The sequence below is a fragment of the Streptomyces sp. TSRI0281 genome, assembly GCF_001905125.1.
Classification (GTDB): Bacteria; Actinomycetota; Actinomycetes; order Streptomycetales; family Streptomycetaceae; genus Streptomyces.
In genome coordinates this window covers 84,490-99,100 of sequence record NZ_LWLE01000003.1, presented here as the reverse complement: position 1 = coordinate 99,100, position 14,611 = coordinate 84,490, and the positions used below count along the sequence as shown (strand labels likewise).

The 14,611-nt window shown below is 68.6% G+C and carries 16 protein-coding genes and 1 pseudogene; 11 read left to right on the top strand and 6 right to left on the bottom strand.

Features of this window, described 5'->3' with window-relative positions:
- Positions 1–294: 294 nt before the first annotated feature.
- Entirely contained in the window at positions 295–966 is a 672-nt protein-coding gene (locus tag A6A29_RS08855; RefSeq protein ID WP_073719452.1) for a hypothetical protein, read from the top strand.
- A gap of 87 nt (positions 967–1,053) precedes the next feature.
- On the top strand, positions 1,054–1,686 hold the full coding sequence (locus tag A6A29_RS08850; protein WP_073719451.1) for a hypothetical protein: 633 nt from the start codon (positions 1,054–1,056) through the stop codon (positions 1,684–1,686).
- A gap of 19 nt (positions 1,687–1,705) precedes the next feature.
- On the opposite strand, the gene A6A29_RS08845 is transcribed toward A6A29_RS08850, so the two are convergent.
- A complete protein-coding gene (locus A6A29_RS08845) occupies positions 1,706–2,113 on the bottom strand; it encodes a hypothetical protein (RefSeq protein WP_073719450.1) in 408 nt (135 codons plus the stop codon).
- A gap of 154 nt (positions 2,114–2,267) precedes the next feature.
- On the opposite strand from A6A29_RS08845, the gene A6A29_RS08840 reads away from it, so the two are divergent.
- From A6A29_RS08840 to A6A29_RS46335, 3 genes are read left to right on the top strand one after another with little or no spacing between them, the layout of a single operon-like run.
- Positions 2,268–3,104 (top strand): helix-turn-helix domain-containing protein, encoded by an 837-nt coding sequence (locus A6A29_RS08840; protein WP_073719449.1) that lies wholly within the window; start codon positions 2,268–2,270, stop codon positions 3,102–3,104.
- A complete protein-coding gene (locus tag A6A29_RS08835) occupies positions 3,101–3,337 on the top strand; it encodes a DUF397 domain-containing protein (RefSeq protein WP_073719448.1) in 237 nt (78 codons plus the stop codon). Before A6A29_RS08840 ends, A6A29_RS08835 begins: the two co-directional genes overlap by 4 nt.
- A 25-nt stretch (positions 3,338–3,362) precedes the next feature.
- Positions 3,363–3,512 (top strand): hypothetical protein, encoded by a 150-nt coding sequence (locus A6A29_RS46335; protein WP_241838406.1) that lies wholly within the window; start codon positions 3,363–3,365, stop codon positions 3,510–3,512.
- Positions 3,513–3,603: 91 nt separating this feature from the next.
- On the opposite strand, the pseudogene A6A29_RS08830 reads toward A6A29_RS46335, so the two are convergent.
- Positions 3,604–4,026: pseudogene (locus tag A6A29_RS08830) on the bottom strand (GNAT family N-acetyltransferase); the annotation flags it as partial.
- Positions 4,017–5,270: an XRE family transcriptional regulator gene (locus tag A6A29_RS42955; protein ID WP_241838392.1), complete on the bottom strand. Its 1,254-nt coding sequence runs from the start codon at positions 5,268–5,270 to the stop codon at positions 4,017–4,019. The pseudogene A6A29_RS08830 and the gene A6A29_RS42955, both read right to left, overlap by 10 nt.
- Positions 5,271–5,522: 252 nt before the next feature.
- On the opposite strand from A6A29_RS42955, the gene A6A29_RS08820 reads away from it, so the two are divergent.
- From A6A29_RS08820 to A6A29_RS08805, 4 genes are all read left to right on the top strand, one after another.
- Positions 5,523–5,762 carry a DUF397 domain-containing protein gene (locus A6A29_RS08820; RefSeq protein WP_073719447.1) on the top strand — a complete coding sequence of 80 codons (240 nt, stop codon included), beginning with the start codon at positions 5,523–5,525 and terminating at the stop codon, positions 5,760–5,762.
- A gap of 187 nt (positions 5,763–5,949) precedes the next feature.
- The gene (locus A6A29_RS08815) at positions 5,950–6,345 is read left to right on the top strand and encodes a hypothetical protein (RefSeq protein ID WP_241838391.1); all 396 of its coding nucleotides are present in this window, start codon (positions 5,950–5,952) and stop codon (positions 6,343–6,345) included.
- Between the two features lie 24 nt (positions 6,346–6,369).
- Positions 6,370–7,260, top strand: a complete 891-nt coding sequence (locus tag A6A29_RS08810; RefSeq protein WP_073719445.1) for a JmjC domain-containing protein — start codon at positions 6,370–6,372, stop codon at positions 7,258–7,260.
- 250 nt (positions 7,261–7,510) lie between these two features.
- Positions 7,511–9,487: a hypothetical protein gene (locus A6A29_RS08805; RefSeq protein ID WP_073719444.1), complete on the top strand. Its 1,977-nt coding sequence runs from the start codon at positions 7,511–7,513 to the stop codon at positions 9,485–9,487.
- Here the strand turns inward: A6A29_RS08805 and A6A29_RS08800 are convergent.
- Positions 9,477–10,961 carry a helix-turn-helix domain-containing protein gene (locus A6A29_RS08800; RefSeq protein WP_073719646.1) on the bottom strand — a complete coding sequence of 495 codons (1,485 nt, stop codon included), beginning with the start codon at positions 10,959–10,961 and terminating at the stop codon, positions 9,477–9,479. The two genes, A6A29_RS08805 and A6A29_RS08800, sit on opposite strands and share 11 nt — an antisense overlap.
- 395 nt (positions 10,962–11,356) lie before the next feature.
- On the opposite strand from A6A29_RS08800, the gene A6A29_RS08795 reads away from it, so the two are divergent.
- Complete coding sequence (locus A6A29_RS08795; protein WP_143196963.1) at positions 11,357–11,893, top strand: nucleotidyltransferase domain-containing protein; 537 nt, start codon at positions 11,357–11,359, stop codon at positions 11,891–11,893.
- 126 nt (positions 11,894–12,019) lie between these two features.
- Positions 12,020–13,129: a DNA polymerase III subunit beta gene (gene dnaN / locus A6A29_RS08790; RefSeq protein ID WP_073719442.1), complete on the top strand. Its 1,110-nt coding sequence runs from the start codon at positions 12,020–12,022 to the stop codon at positions 13,127–13,129.
- A 38-nt stretch (positions 13,130–13,167) separates the two neighbouring features.
- On the opposite strand, the gene A6A29_RS08785 is transcribed toward dnaN, so the two are convergent.
- Together A6A29_RS08785 and A6A29_RS08780 are read right to left on the bottom strand one after the other, a co-directional pair.
- On the bottom strand, positions 13,168–13,482 hold the full coding sequence (locus A6A29_RS08785; RefSeq protein WP_073719441.1) for a DoxX family protein: 315 nt from the start codon (positions 13,480–13,482) through the stop codon (positions 13,168–13,170).
- A 169-nt stretch (positions 13,483–13,651) separates the two neighbouring features.
- Entirely contained in the window at positions 13,652–14,539 is an 888-nt protein-coding gene (locus A6A29_RS08780; RefSeq protein WP_073719440.1) for a glycoside hydrolase family 19 protein, read from the bottom strand.
- Positions 14,540–14,611: the final 72 nt, after the last annotated feature.

Below are 14,611 nucleotides of genomic sequence, written 5' to 3'. Positions count from 1 at the left end.
GCGGATCTCCAGTGCTTTGTGTGTGGGGGGAGCCGCACCAGAGTGAAGCGAAGTCGATCTTCATGCGACCTCAGCACACGAAAGGCACCCGGACGCGTGCAGTTTTCCGTCGAAGGGGTGAGGCGCAGTTTGATCTTGCGCTCAACTATGCATGGATGGACATGCCCCGACAGGAAGTCGCTCTTCCTCGGCCACTCCGACCGCCGACGAACTCGGCTGTCCCCTCCCCCTGTTGGGCTCCTCGGTAAAACCGGACACCTGGTTCCACCCCTTCCCCCACACAGAAGAAGGTTCATGACCATGCACGGATTCCGTCGCCTGACCGTCCTCGCCGCCGTGGCCGCGCTCGCGCTCCCGCTGGGCATGACCTCCGCCGGGGCCTCCGCCCCGCAGCAGGCGGCAGCCGCCCCCAGGACCGCCGTCGCCGCACCGTTCCCGGGCGCCTACATCTCCCCGTGGGGAGACGCGCAGGTCGCCCTCAGCGACGAGGCGCTGGCCTGGATGAAGCGCGAGGGCATCACGCTGGACGCCATCGGCCCGTTCACCATGGACGCGGACGCCCGCGGCTTCTCCATGCCGATCGGCTCGACCGCCGGTGACGGCCTCGACTCCCAGGGCCGGATCTTCTACCCGGGCGGCCTGAACTTCCACCACGCGGCCTCCGGCAAGACCATCACCCTCAAGCCGACCTACATCCGCGTGATGCCGACCCCGGCCTACTCGGCGGGCGTCCTGGTCGACGGCGTGCCGTACGACGACGAGGTCACGATCGCGGAGTCCACCTACGCGGAGGTGATGGCCGGGGCCCGCCCCAGCCTCACCGGCTTCCGCATCAAGCAGGCGCCGTTCTACCTGACGGAGGAGACGGCGAGCATCTTCGCCTCCCTCACCGGCGGTGAGGCTCCGCGCGTCGGCTCGCTGTTCGGCACCCTGACGCCGAACTTCGACTACGTCCCCACCAAGTAGTCACCACCCCCCGGCGGAACCGGACAACGGCAGTACGACGTCCCTCGTCGTGCTGCCGTTTGTCGTCCAGTGGGGGGTGTGCGCCACATGTGGTCTGTCCTGGGGATACTCTTCGCCGCCGCTCCGCTCGTCGTCTGGAGGATGATCGCCCGCAGCCGGGGGGTCGGTCTGACGATCGGCGGATTCCTGCTGGCCGAGGCATGCCTGCTGGTCGCCGCCCAGCAGGGCTGGCTGTCCGTGCCCCGGGCCGACGCGCACCTCATCCACTCGGTCCTCGCACCGCTCATCGTCGCGTCCGGCGCGGTCCTGGAACACGGCGAGAAGGGCCCCGGCCCGGCGGAGTGGATTCCCCGGCGCAACGGTGCCATCGGCTTCCTGGGGACACAGTTCGCCCTCACCCTGGTGGCCTCCCTGCTGTACGTCCTGCTCAACAGCGAGGGCTCGGACGCGCCGCCCGCCAGTGCGGTCCCGGATCTGCCGCCCGGCCTCACGGTCGTCTCGCAGGGCACCGGCTGCGGGTCGGGCGGCTGCTACCGCACGGTGCGGATAGGCAGCACGGACCATCTGTCCCGCCAGGAGATCATCCGCCGGCTGAACCGCCCGCACGAGACCTGCCGCCCCAACGGCTGGCTCCTGGACCGCCGCGACCTGTGCGTCGGAGTCACCGACAACGGCCAGTACCCGGTGCTCTACCTCAGCCTCAGCAACCTGATCGACTGAGACCGGTCCCGCCACCCTCCTACCCGAGCAGCAGACACGCCGCGTTCAGCAGGATCAGCGTGTGGACGAAGCGACCGGGGTACGTCGGCGGGTAGCGCCACGTCAGGGGCCAGGTCCGGCCGATCAGCGCCGGAATGGGCACGTAACTGATGCACCCGGACGCCGCGTTGAACGGCAACGCCCCCTCCGGCCACGCCCGGCTCACCGTCGAACCGGCGGGCACGAGGAAGTACACCGACCGCCGCCCGTTCGTCTCGGCCACGACCGGCCCCGGCTCACCCCCGACGATCGACTCCATCAGGTCGGCCAGCCGCCGCCCGTCGTCGCCGTTGACACGGACTGCGTCGAATTGCACGCCCGCCTTACGGAGTTGGAAACCGTGGTCGGGGATCCACTCGATATTCAGCTCACGATTCGATGCGTTCACGGGACGATTGTGACGCGAATCACCTAGCGTTCTCTACGGCTGGCGAGGGGCGTCACACACCGGTTGACCTGCGTGAACTCGCCTGAGAACCAGTCGAGTTCATGGGAATCCAGTAATGACCGGTTGAGTTCGGTTGAGTCGAAAAGAGATCGAAGTGGCGAGTGCGCAGAACAGGGAAACGGCCAGCCCAACGGTGAGGTTGGTAGCTGATCTCGCGAAGATGGCCCGTATCCGAAAGGGGCTGACGCAGGAGCAGTTGGGCAAGATGATCGGCTACTCGGCGGCGGCGATCAGCGCGATGGAGACCTGCGCCCAGCCCGCGAGCGACCACATGCTGATGAAGCTGGAGGAGGTGGTCGGGGACGGCATGGGAACGTTCGATCAGGCGCGGATCTACATGCGGATGGAGGCGTACCCGCCACAGTTCAAGAACTACGCGCCGCTGGAGCAGACAGCCGTAAGCCTCCACCTGTGCTCGATGCAGGTCGTGCACGGCCTGTTCCAGACCGAGGAGTACGCGAGGGCACTGATCGGCGGCAGCTTCCCGCCGCTGCCCGAGCAGCGGGTGGAGCAACTGGTGAACGGCCGCGTCATCCGCAAGGAGCTGTTCGACCGGGACCCGATGCCAATGATCGAGCTGATCCTCGAAGAGTCCGTGCTCACCCGGGTCATCGGCAACGGGACGATCATGCGCGAACAGATGCGGTACCTGGCGGAGTGCGCACGGCGTCGCAACGTCACGCTCTACGTGCTGCCGCTGAACGCCGGGACGTTCGGGGAGTACGCGGGTGATCGCGGCGAGATGCCCCTGGTGGAAACACCGGAGCACCAGCACCTCGTTTACCTGGAGCCCCAGGACGAGAGTCTGCTGATCAGCGACCCGGCAAAGGTGAGTACATATGCCCAGCGTTATGCGAAGATCCGATCACAGGCCCTGGGTCCTCGTGAATCGCTGGACCTCATCATGCGGTTGGCAGGAGTAGAGGTATGAGAAAGTCCCTGCGGTGGTTCACGTCCAGCTACAGCAGCGACAGTGGCGGCGAGTGCATCGAAGTCGCCTACGCCTGGCACAAGTCCTCGTACAGCAGCGGCAGCGGCGGCGAGTGCGTCGAAGTGGCCGCCTGCCCCCACACCGTCCACGTCCGGGACTCCAAGGTGCACGAGGGACCCACGTTCACCGTCGCTCCCGAGGCCTGGTCGGCGTTCCTCACCTGGGCGAACTGAGCGAACCGGGCCGCACACCGCCGGGGTGCCGGGCGGGGCCGAGGAGCGGGACGAGTTCGGCTGCACGGTCATGGCCGCAAGCGTCACGGTCGAGGGCCGGGCGACCCTGTCGGCCGGGCGCGAGGGGACCAAGGCCGCAGGTCCGATCCTGGTTGTGGTGACGCCTGCGGCCTGACGCCTGTCGGAGGGAGATCCTTCACCATCACCGCGTACCTCGGTGAGTCGTCGGACGGCTTGGACTCATCCACCTGCCGGTACCCCCAACTCTCATACAGGCGAACGACTTTCGTGTGCCCGCTCTCCACCTGTAGGGACACGACGCGCGCTTCGACGGGAGCGATCAGGAGGTCATGGATCCTCTTCGCCCGGCCGGTTCCGCGCCACTTGGGCAGCACCATGAATTCCGACAATGCGAACACAGGCCCTCGCAGGTCGCGGGGCCTGTCGCTCCCCTTCCACCAGCCACCGGGTTTGAATGCGGAGCCGTAGGCGTATCCAACTGGGCCGCCGTCCTCCCATCCCGCGACGCACCTCCAGTCTTTCCGGGACGACCACAGATCCAGGAAATACGTGAAGCGCTCGCGCGAGTGGAACGGATCGAGGTTTTGCGCGTAGACCTCGTCGTGGATGTCCAGCAGCAGGGGACGTACGTCCTGGGCGTCAGAGTGTCGGTACCGCTTCAGATCCATTGACGGGACTCCTCGATCCAATCGGCTACTTCGGGCGCGTTCGACCCGTAGGCGACAAGCACGTCACGCGTCCTGGCCAAGGTATTCGCAGCCCTCTTCGATCCGGCCGGCAGCATGGTGTAGGCCTGTGTACCCGTTGCGCAGGCCAGTTCCAGCTCACCCTGCCGGGCCTGGGCGAGTGACAGGTGCGCCGTGAAGAGGGCCTTGTCCCGTACCCGGCCTTCCGGGAGCGCTGCCAGAGTGCGGTGCAGGCAATACTCGGCCCGGTAAAAGTCGCCCATCGCTGTCCACATGTACGACGACAGGGCATCGAATTCGGCCCGGCTGTAGAACTTGATCCACGCTGAGCCCGGCGCCTCAGCGCTGCGGTCGAAGTTCTTTTCAGCGAGGCTGTGGGCGCGTAGCGCATCGGTGGGCGACCGGAGGTAGGCCAGAGCATTGGCAGTGCGCATGTGTCCCAGGGACGCGTAGAGAGGGTCGCGCCGAGCGGCGGTCGAGCGCTTCATCACTTCAGCGCCGGCAGCGGCCTCGCTGTGGTTGTCTCGTTGGCTCGACGCGAGCATGAGGTGATCCCACACGCGGAAGGTGGTTCCACTGTCGCGGGAGAGACCGGCGAACGTCATGGCCTGGTCGAGATGGGCGCGTGCACGCTGAGGCGAGCTGGCGTCGATGGCGGCGAAGGCCGCGGAGGCCAATGCGTCAGCAGCCTGACGGTGCAGCATGTTGCGTACGCGGCTCGACAACACACCGGCAGTCAGCGCGGACTGAATCCGCAGCGCGAGTTCGATGCCCAGGTTCTCCACCTGACGGGAGCCTCCGACTGTGCGGTCCTTGTCGAGGATGCCCGCGTAGTCCTGATGAAACCGCTGCACATCAGCGATCCCCGGACGCCCGCGCGGGACCGCTTGCGGAACAACGAGGGACAGGCTTGTACCGCCTACTGTGGAGAGGAATTCGCGACGCTGCTGCACGGGCCCGTCCTCCGACGGAGCGCGACTCTTCGTACGCCGGGGGATGAACCCCAAAGCCTCGGATGAGGCGTCCAGTACCTCTTCGATGCAAAGCCGGATTCGGTCCTGCGGCCATTTCGTCTCGTAACGCAGCCAGCGCCGCACGTCCGCGTCCGTGACCGAGCCAAGGGAGCCGGTCAACCGTTCGATCGCAAGGTTGATCTCTCTGGCTAACCCCGCTTGGGAGAAGCCAAGTTGATCAATTCGCGCTTTCAGTTTGGTGTTCGCGTGCACCCCACGACGGTAGCGCTGCGCAATCACGTCGCGACAGGGCGACGGTAGGAAATCACCGGGTTCGTGCGCTGGAGTTCCACCTTGTTTCACCTGTCGCAGACGTCGTATCAGCCGTTCACTGGTTGTCGTAGGAAGCCCCACCCTGGCTGACCGGTACCCCGAAGAAGGACAGGTTGGGCCGGGGTGGGTCACACATGCACCACGGCGCGGAGAACGCGTCTCCGCACGGCACGCGCGTAAGGAGATCTACACGTGAAAAACCTCTACAGGCTCCCGGCCGCCGACGACTCCGCGTTCGCGAACTTCTGCGGCGGCAACCTCCAGAGCGAGCACGAGTCGTGCATCGACGTGGCCGCGATCCCCGGCGCGGCGGAGGCATTCGCCGTCCGAGACTCCAAGCCCGAAGGCTCCGGCAAGGAGCTGCGCTTCACCGCTCAGGAGATGGACGACTTCGCCCTCGGATGGGCCCAGCAGAGGGGTCTCGCGCTCTAGGCTGAGCGCCTTTCGTCCGGAATCTCCACGGGCCGCCCTGAGTTGGCGGGGCGGCCCCGCACCCCAGAAGGAACAGATGAGCTGGTCAGGGCACTGGCACGGATACGGGCCGTGGATCGGCCCTATGGCGACGTACGCGCAGGAGGGCGGGCGACGCCCCCCGCACCCGAACGGCGCGCCTTCCGTGATGAACCCCGAGGACAAGAAGCAGCAGTCCGTCCTCGACCGGTATCGGGAGGCTGCCGCCGAGTTTCAGACAGGCAGTGTCCCGCCCACCATGTCCGGCTACTGGCTCCTCAAGCGGAGCCAGGTCTCAGCCGACCGCACCTGGACCGACCTTGGCACCGCAATGGCCTGGCTGGAGAAGTCCTACCAAGCCAACCCGCCGTTCGAACGAGCTGACGGGAAAGTAGCGTACTCCAGCCTCGACACGAAGTTGGAGTACGCCATCGATGTGCTCCCGCGCGGGGTAGACGTGAGCTGGGTGTACTACCTGCCTTCCAAGAGCCTGATCTCCCTCTCGGCCGTCTGCTGCCCCAACCATTTCCACCCGGACATCCCCTGCCCCCTCCCTCCCGCCTGACCGGAGACGCGCATGTCCTTACGGATGCTCCTGCCCGACGCCGATGCCGACGCCTTCCTGACCGGCTGGCCGACGGAGGCGTACGTCGTCGACCGCACCCCGACCGAACTGGACGAGGCGATCACCCCCGCCGCCCTCGACGAGTACGTGAATCTCGGCTGCATCCCGGCCGCTGAGATCGCCGCGATCAAGGCCCCGAATCCGTCGCTGAACCGCGACGCTTTCATGATCAACGGCCGCACCGACGCCCAGAAGCTGAACCACCTGAAGGAGAACGGCTTCACCCTGCGTCTGGGCAACCTCCAGCGCGTCATCCCCTTCATGGCCACGCTCTCCCGCGCCATCCAGAACGAGACGGGCTACTCGAACTACGTTCACGCCTTCATCACCCCCGGCGGCGAACAGGGCCTCCGACACCACTGGGACCAACAGCTCGCGGTCATCGTGCAGCTTCAAGGCGTGAAAACGTGGCAGCTCTGGCGCCCGCCCGTCGAGGCCCCCATGCGCGAGTACAACGAGTCATTCCGCGTCTGGCGAGCCGAGTTCATACCCGAGTGGGAAGCCGCGGGGCCCGACCTGGAAGTCCACCTCAAACCAGGCCAGGCCCTCGTCCTGCCTCGCGGCTGGGTCCACAACCCCCACTGCCGCGAGACCGACCAGGAGAGCATCCACCTCACCTTCGCCATCCGTGAGCGCACACGCTTTTGGCTCGCGGAGAAGCTACTCGCCGGCGCAATCCAGGATCCGGAGTTTCGGCGCCTCATCCTGCCTCGCTTCATCACCGGGGCGGGACTCGGCGCCGTGGCCGAGGAGGTTCGCAAACAGCTCCTGGAATACCTGGACACCGTGGTCGCAGGAGACCTCGTCAAGTCCCTTCGTGATGCCGCCATGTCCGAGCTGGAATACACGACCTGACCCAGCCCCAAGCGACCAGCGAGGGTAAGGGCTCGCACGGCTTACCGGCGGCGCAGAGGCCGTACACCCGACTCCGTACACCGACGCCCGCGACGGTACGACGGGGAGCGCGGGAACAGCCCTCGCTCCCCTATCGTCACCTTAATTGCACCCTGGGTGTCATTGTCATGCCATACCCTGCGATCGGGCCGCACCCCTCTCTCATCTCCGGGTGCCACAAGGCCCGCTTACCGTGGGGGTATACGTCACTGTGCGTACGCGCAGAATCTCGACCGCGACAGCGCTCGCGGTCCTCTTCAGCTCAGTAGTACTGGTCGGCGGCGCCGCGAACCCTGCCGCCGCCGACAGCAGCAGGAACCTGCCTCTCGCCTCCACCGGCGATGTGGTGGCGGACGGGCTGCACCAGCGGGTCTTCATCAGTGACCCGAAGGGTGGCAAGATCCTCGCCACCAACTTCAGTGGCACCGTCGTCGCGACGATCGCCGCACTGCCGGGGGTGACCGGTCTGGAACTGTCGGCCGACTTCGGCACGCTGTACGCCGGGGTGCCGGGCGCCGATGCCATCGTGGCCATCGACACCGCCACGTTGACGGAGTCCGCTCGCTACGGGACCGGTACCGGCACCGGACCCACGTATCCGGCGCTGGCGGGCGGAAAGCTCTGGTTCGGCTACAAGGGCGACATCGGTTCGCTCGACCTGTCCGGCCCCGAGCCCGTGGTCACCCTGAACCAGGACACGAACCGCACCTGGTCCGGCGCCCCGACCCTGGCCTCCGCGCCCGGCGCTCCCGGCACGCTGGCGGCGGGGATCAACACGCAGAGCCCGACCGAGGTCGCCGTCTACGACGTCTCCTCGGGAACGGCCACCCGCACCGCCCATATCCGGGCCGACGCGGGCAACATGGCGGACATCGCGCTGAGCCCGGACGGCAAGCAGGTCGTCGTGGCGAGCGCGTATCCGTACGTCCACCAGGTCTACCGGACCTCGGACCTCGCCGCCGAGACCGGTTACCCGTCCGACGCGTATCCCAACGCCGTCGACATCGCGCCCGACGGCACGGTCGCCGCAGGGCTCTCCGGTCATTACGCGCCGGATGTGTACATCTACAAGCGGGGCTCCACCACGCCGGTCCGGAACTACGACTTCCCCAACACCGGTAACAGCAGCGCCTCCGACCTCCTGATGGACTCCGGGCTGGCCTGGGCGCCGGACAGGAGCAGGCTGTTCGCCGTCACCGAGAACAACCGGGGCGTGCGCTCCCTGCGCGTCCTGACCGACCCGAACAGGTCGGTCTCGACGCTGGCCGTCAGCGCTCCGGCGAAGGCCACGCGCGCCAAGGCACTCACCGTCAAGGGCACCCTCAAGGCGTCCACGCCGTTCGCGGCGGGCACACCGCTCGCTGTGACCCGTACGGACGTCGAGTCACCCAAGGGCAAGTCCCTCGGCACCGTGAAGCTGGACGCGAAGGGCGGGTTCACCTTCAAGGACACTCCGCCCGCGGGCGGCAAGGTCACGTACACCGTGCGGTACGCCGGTGACGCGACGCACTCCGCGGCGTCCGGGTCCGGCTCGGTCGCCGTCTCGCGCGCCTCGACCTCGCTGACGCTGAACCGGAACAAGGCCGTCTACTCGTACGGCAAGGACGTCTCGTTCACCGCGCACCTCGGCAAGACGTACAAGAACCGGGTCGTCGAGCTGTGGGTGGACCCCTTCGGATCGGACAAGCCGAAGAAGCTGGCCAAGAAGGGCAAGGTCAACTCCAAGGGGAACCTGTCCGTCACGGTCGACATGAAGCGCGACACGACGGTCACCGCCGTGTTCGCGGGGGACGCCCGGAACGCGTCGAAGTCGGTCAAGTCGACCGCGTACGCGCAGGTGAAGGTCTCGACCTCCATCTCCAAGCAGTACAAGACGGCGAAGATCGGCAAGACGTCGTACGCGTACTTCCACAAGAAGAAGAACCCGGTCTTCACCACCACGATGAGCTACTACCCGGGCCGCTCCCACAAGCTGTCCCTGGAGCTGTACTACCAGGGCAAGTGGTACGACGCGGGCCAGCAGTACTTCGGGCTCGGCACCAACGGGAAGTCGATCGTGACGCTGACCGGCCCCCACGAGACCGGCTACAAGATGCGTGTCCGCGCCTCGTACGTGAACGGCTCCTCGGGTGACAGCGTCAACTCGACCACCCACGGCAGCTGGAAGTACTTCATCTTCACGAAGTAGTGAGGTCGGGAGCGGTAAGGTCCCGTGCCCTGAACGCCAGCCACAGGTCGTAGCGGGCGCTCGGGGCCTGGAGCAGCGAGCGCCGGAGCACGGTTTCGAGCCGGGCGAGGCGCTTGCGGGTTCCGGGAAGGGAGATGCCCAGCTCGGCCGCGGTCGGGCCGAGCTGGGCCTCGCAGGCCAGCCAGGTGCGCAGAGTCCGTTCTGCCGCACGGGAGGCCGCGCCCGAGGCGGTGCCCGGCGTGGTGCCCGACGTGGTGAGCGTGTCGATCGGGCGCAGTTGCCGGGACACCCACGCCTGTAGGGCGGGGCGGCGCAGGATCTCGTCGAGGTCGTGCGCCGCTTTCGCCGCCGGTTCCGCCGGGCGGGGGGCGGGGGTGGCCCGGATGCGGAGGGCCAGGTCCAGCGCCGCCAGGTCGGCCAGCGTGCCGAGGTCGAGGCCGAGCAGATCGCCGATGAGCTTGAGCCGGGCGGCCAGGGTGTTGCGGTGGATCTTCAGATGCTGTGTGGCGTGGGTCGAGAAGGCCGGCCAGGACGCGGCGGTGGCGGCCAGTTCCTGGCTTCCCGGGTCCTGGGAGCGGCGCGGCAGATGGTGCAGGAGCGGGGCGAGCAGGGCGTCCGCCCACCGCGTACCCGTCTCGCCGACGACGAGCGCCGGTTCCGGGGAGGTCCCGAACCCGGCGTGCCGGCCGGGGAGTCCACGGGCGACGGCGAGGGCGTGGAACGCCTGGCGGTAGCCGGTCGCGGTGTCGGAGAGCGGAATCTGTTCGCTGGTGCCCACGACGCAGTCGTCCACGAGCGCGGCGACCTTCTCGTCCAGCGGCCCGTTCTTCCCCCGGCCCGCCGGCATGACGAGGATGAGGTGGCGGGCGTACACCGGGCACCGCACGATCCAGGAACGGCCGCCGTCCGCCTCCGCGCAGACCCGCGCCACCTTGTCGCGCTGCCCGCCCGAACACTCCACGACGCACACCCGCACCGGGTCGGGGAGCCTGGGGCGCAGGGCACCGGCCACCTGGTGGGCGATGGACAGCCGGCCCGTCATCAGCAGGTGGAGCACCGCTTCCCGGCCACGTGACTCGGCGAGGTCGACCCGGCGCCGCTTGCGCTCGACGGTCTCGGCCCGCCGGCAGAGGGACAGCGGCATCAGCACATCACCCAGCAGGACCGTGAGCCCGGCGGGCACGGGCCGGGGCGCGACGACGGCCAGCACCGGGGCACCCTCCCCGTCGAGCGGGAACAGCAGTGCGGTGTGCGTGTCCGAGTCCAGGGAGTGCGCCTGCGCGCCGCGCGCCGTCAGGGCCTTCGCTCCCTCGGCCGCGAGTGCGGCGGCCTGCGGGGTGGCCGCCGCCGGGGTGCGGGCCGCCGCGTGCAGCACGGTGCCGTCGCCGTCGAGCAGCCCGGCCCAGCCGTCCGCGCGCCCGGAGAGCCAGCGCAACAGCTCCTGCGTACCGCCGGTGCGGGCCAGCCGGTGCATCCGCACCAGGTCGTCGGCCCGCTCCCGCATGTGCACGCGTCCTCCCGTGCTCACTGTCCGGCTGTACTCACTGTCCGGCTGTACTCACTGTCCCGCTGTGCTCACTGCCCGACTGCTCACGGTCCGACCGGCCTCATCACCCACCGCCCCGAAACCGGAATGCAGAGTACCGGTTTGGCTGTGCGGACTGATACCCCCGCGTCGCCACACCGGGCGAATTGAATCTGCCGCTCCGGTGCCCACCGGCCTAAGGTGCGAAACGTGTTCCGGCCCGTCGGCGACGACGGGGGACCGCGGAGGTCGTCGGGGGACGACGGGGAACAGCGCCGGAACAGTCGGGGGAGCGCGACGGCAGCGGCTCACGGGGGTGGTCGCTGTCGTCGGTTCCTGTGATCATGAGCGCCATGATGAGCGCCGAAGACGTGCTGGACATCCTCGATCTCCTCGGCGGCGCCGGGGTGGACGTGTGGCTCGACGGCGGCTGGGGCGTCGACGCGCTGCTCGGCAGACAGACCCGCGCGCACGACGATCTCGACATCGCGGTGCGCACCCGGGACCGTGCCCGGTACTCCGAGGTCATGGCAGCCGCCTCCTTCACCCTCTGGCGTGACGACGGCCCCTGGAACTGGGTGCTGAGCGACACGGCGGACCGACGGGTGGACGTCCACCTCGTGAACCTCTCCACGACCCGCCTCGACGAGCGGGGCACACATGTCCACGGCCCCGACGGGATTCCGTACCCCGTGGGTTCGCTCGACGGCACCGGCACGGTCCTCGGGCGGACGGTGGCCTGCGGGACCGCCGAGTTCCAGGTCCACTCGCACACCGGTTACGCCATCGATGACGACGACATCCGCGATGTGCTGGCCCTGCACCGGCAGTTCGGCATCGCCCTGCCGCCGCCGTACGCGGACCTGGTCACCGGCACCTGACGGGACCCGCGTCCGGCAGCCCCCGGCCGACCGGACGCGGGACTGTCAGTGGTGGCGCATAGCGTCGTCGGGAGCCGTGCCGGACATCCGGAGTCCGGACGACCGACGAGAAGAGGGCCTGCCGCCATGGAGTTCCGCATCGAGCGAGGCGCACTGACCGACGCCGTGGCCTGGGCGGCCCGCGTACTGCCGACCCGGTCGCCCGTCCCCGTACTGGGCGGGCTGCTGCTGGACACGGACGGCGGGCGGCTGCGCGTCTCCGGGCTGGACTACGAGGCGTCCGCGCGCATCGACGTGGAGGCGGAGACCGTACGTCCCGGGAAGGTGCTGGTCATGGGGCGGCGGCTGCTGGACATCTGCAAGGTGCTCCCCGAGGGGGCCGTGGAGTGCGCGGTGGAGGGCTCGCGGTTCACGGTGTCGGGGGACGGGGCCCGGTTCGGGCTCTCGGTGCTGCCGCTGGACGACTATCCGGCGCTGCCGCCGCTGCCGGAGGTCCGCGGGGCGGTGGACGCGGCGGAGTTCGCGGCGGCGGTCGCCCATGTGACGGTGGCCGCGGGGCGGGACGACACCCTGCCGACGCTCACCGGAATCCGGCTGGGGCTCGACGGGACGACGATGACGCTCGCCGCCACCGACCGGTACCGGTTCGCGGTGCGTACGCTGCCGTGGAAGGCGGCCGGGCCCGACGCGTCGGCCGATGTCGTGGTCTCGGCGCGCAGGCTGACCGAGATCGCCCGCTCGCTGGGCCGGTCCGGTCTCGTGAGCGTCGCGCTGGACACGGGGTCCGTCGGCTTCGAACATGCCGGGATGCGGACGACGGTGCGCCTCCTGGACGGCCGGCTGCCGCGCCACGACCAGCTGTTCGCGATGCCGGACCCCGCCGTCGCGGTGGTGGACCGTGCCCGGCTGGTGGAAGCCGTCAAACGCGTCTCGGTGGTCGCGGACGGGGACAGCCCGCTCCAGATGACCTTTTCGGCCGACGACAACTCCGTACTGCTGCAAGCCGGTTACGAGGACGATGTGGCGTCCCAGCGGCTGCCGGCGACGCTGGAGGGCTCCGAGGGGATGACGGTCGCGTTCAACCCCTCGTATCTGATGGACGCCCTGTCCTCGTTCGAGGAACCGGTGATCCGGCTGCTCCTGCTGGGACCGGGGCAGCGCGCGATGATCACGGACGAGACGGGTATGGAGACGCACCGCCACCTGCTCATGTCGGTGAAGCCGCCCCTGATCTAGCACCGGCCCGCGGAAGCCTCCGACCGGCCGGCGCGGGATCAGGCCGACAGGACGCGCAGGATCAGCACGGCGACCGCGACGAGCAGCAGCACGGCCGCGTTGGGCGTGCCCGTGAAGTCGCTCCTGCGCAGGTGGGCGCCGACCGCACCGACGAAGTGGAGCACCACGCCGACGCCGGCGGCTATGCCCAGCGGCGCCCACCAGATACCGATGACCAGGCCGACCGCCGCCGTCACATCGTGGAGATCTCGCCGCGCGGAACGCGCCTCGTCACGGACATCTACGACGGCATCGCCGCCGCCGAGGCCGAACTGTTCCCGGCCCTGGACGCGGACGAGCTCGATGTGCCGCACAAGTCGCTCAACCGCATCCGCGCCACCGGGGGCGACCGGGGGCAACCAGGGCTGCGACGCCGCCGACTCCCCCGAATCCGCCCGGCTCCCAGGCGAGTTGAACGCAGAAACGGGGGGTGTGTCCGGCCGCGGCCGGACACACCCCCCGTTTCGGGTGGGGGATCGGCGGTCAGCAGCTCAGGTTCGAGCCGGTGGTGGTGCCGAGGATCTGGGTGAACGCCGTGTACTTGTTGATGCGGCTCTGGACCTGGCCGGGGTTGCCGCCGTTGCACTCCAGGCTGCCGTTGATCGAGCGGATCGTCTCACCGAAACCGGCGCCGTTGACCATGGCGTTGTGGGGCGTCATGGTGCCGGGGCCGTTCTGGGTGTTCCAGTACCACAGGCCGGTCTTCCAGGCCACGGAAGCGTTCTGCTCCACCAGGTACGGGTTGCCCAGCAGGTCGATGCCGAGCGCGTCGCCCGCGGCCTTGTAGTTGAAGTTCCAGCTGAGCTGGATGGGACCGCGGCCGTAGTACGCGGCCTGTCCCGCCGGGCAGCCGTAGGGCTGGGTCGCGTCGCAGTAGTGCGGGTAGTTGCTCTGGTTCTGCTCGACGATGTACACGAGACCGCCGGTCTCATGGCTGACGTTGGCGAGGAACGCCGCCGCCTCCTGGCGCTTGACCGTGTCGCTGCCGGTGTTGGCGAAGCCCGGGTAGGCGCTCAGCGCGGCGGTCAGACCGCTGTACGTGTAGAACGAGTTCCGGTTCGGGAACATCTGGTTGAACTGCGACTCGCTGACGACGAAGCCCGACGGGTTGGGCTCACCCGGATCGGTCCCGCCGCCGCAGGAGCCCTTGTCCGCCCAGACGTCCGAGGTGCCCGGAGTCTCGTTCTGTGTCCACCACTTGGCGGACCAGTTGTGCCCGTTGTACGAGGCGGAGCCACCGCCCGTGTAGACGGACGAGGAGTTCCAGGCCGGGGCGCAGTCGGCCGCCGCGGCCGTGGTGGCGGGGAGAACGACGATCGTCGCGACGACCGCGCCGAGCGCGGCCAGAAGACTCATGACGCGTCTGATCACGTGATCACTCCTTAGGTGCGGCGCCACGTTCGACCGTGCACGCCGCCATGGGGGTGACCGTCACTCAAGCGA

Excerpts from the sequence above, each read along its gene's own strand:
- A6A29_RS08835 (WP_073719448.1), top strand. The coding sequence starts at position 3,101 with ATGAGAAAGTCCCTGCGGTGGTTCACGTCCAGCTACAGCAGCGACAGT.
- dnaN (WP_073719442.1), top strand. The coding sequence starts at position 12,020 with ATGGAGTTCCGCATCGAGCGAGGCGCACTGACCGACGCCGTGGCCTGG.
- A6A29_RS08855 (WP_073719452.1), top strand. The coding sequence starts at position 295 with ATGACCATGCACGGATTCCGTCGCCTGACCGTCCTCGCCGCCGTGGCC.
- A6A29_RS08795 (WP_143196963.1), top strand. The coding sequence starts at position 11,357 with ATGAGCGCCATGATGAGCGCCGAAGACGTGCTGGACATCCTCGATCTC.
- A6A29_RS08815 (WP_241838391.1), top strand. The coding sequence starts at position 5,950 with ATGAACCCCGAGGACAAGAAGCAGCAGTCCGTCCTCGACCGGTATCGG.
- A6A29_RS08850 (WP_073719451.1), top strand. The coding sequence starts at position 1,054 with ATGTGGTCTGTCCTGGGGATACTCTTCGCCGCCGCTCCGCTCGTCGTC.
- A6A29_RS08810 (WP_073719445.1), top strand. The coding sequence starts at position 6,370 with ATGCTCCTGCCCGACGCCGATGCCGACGCCTTCCTGACCGGCTGGCCG.
- A6A29_RS08800 (WP_073719646.1), bottom strand. The coding sequence starts at position 10,961 with ATGCACCGGCTGGCCCGCACCGGCGGTACGCAGGAGCTGTTGCGCTGG.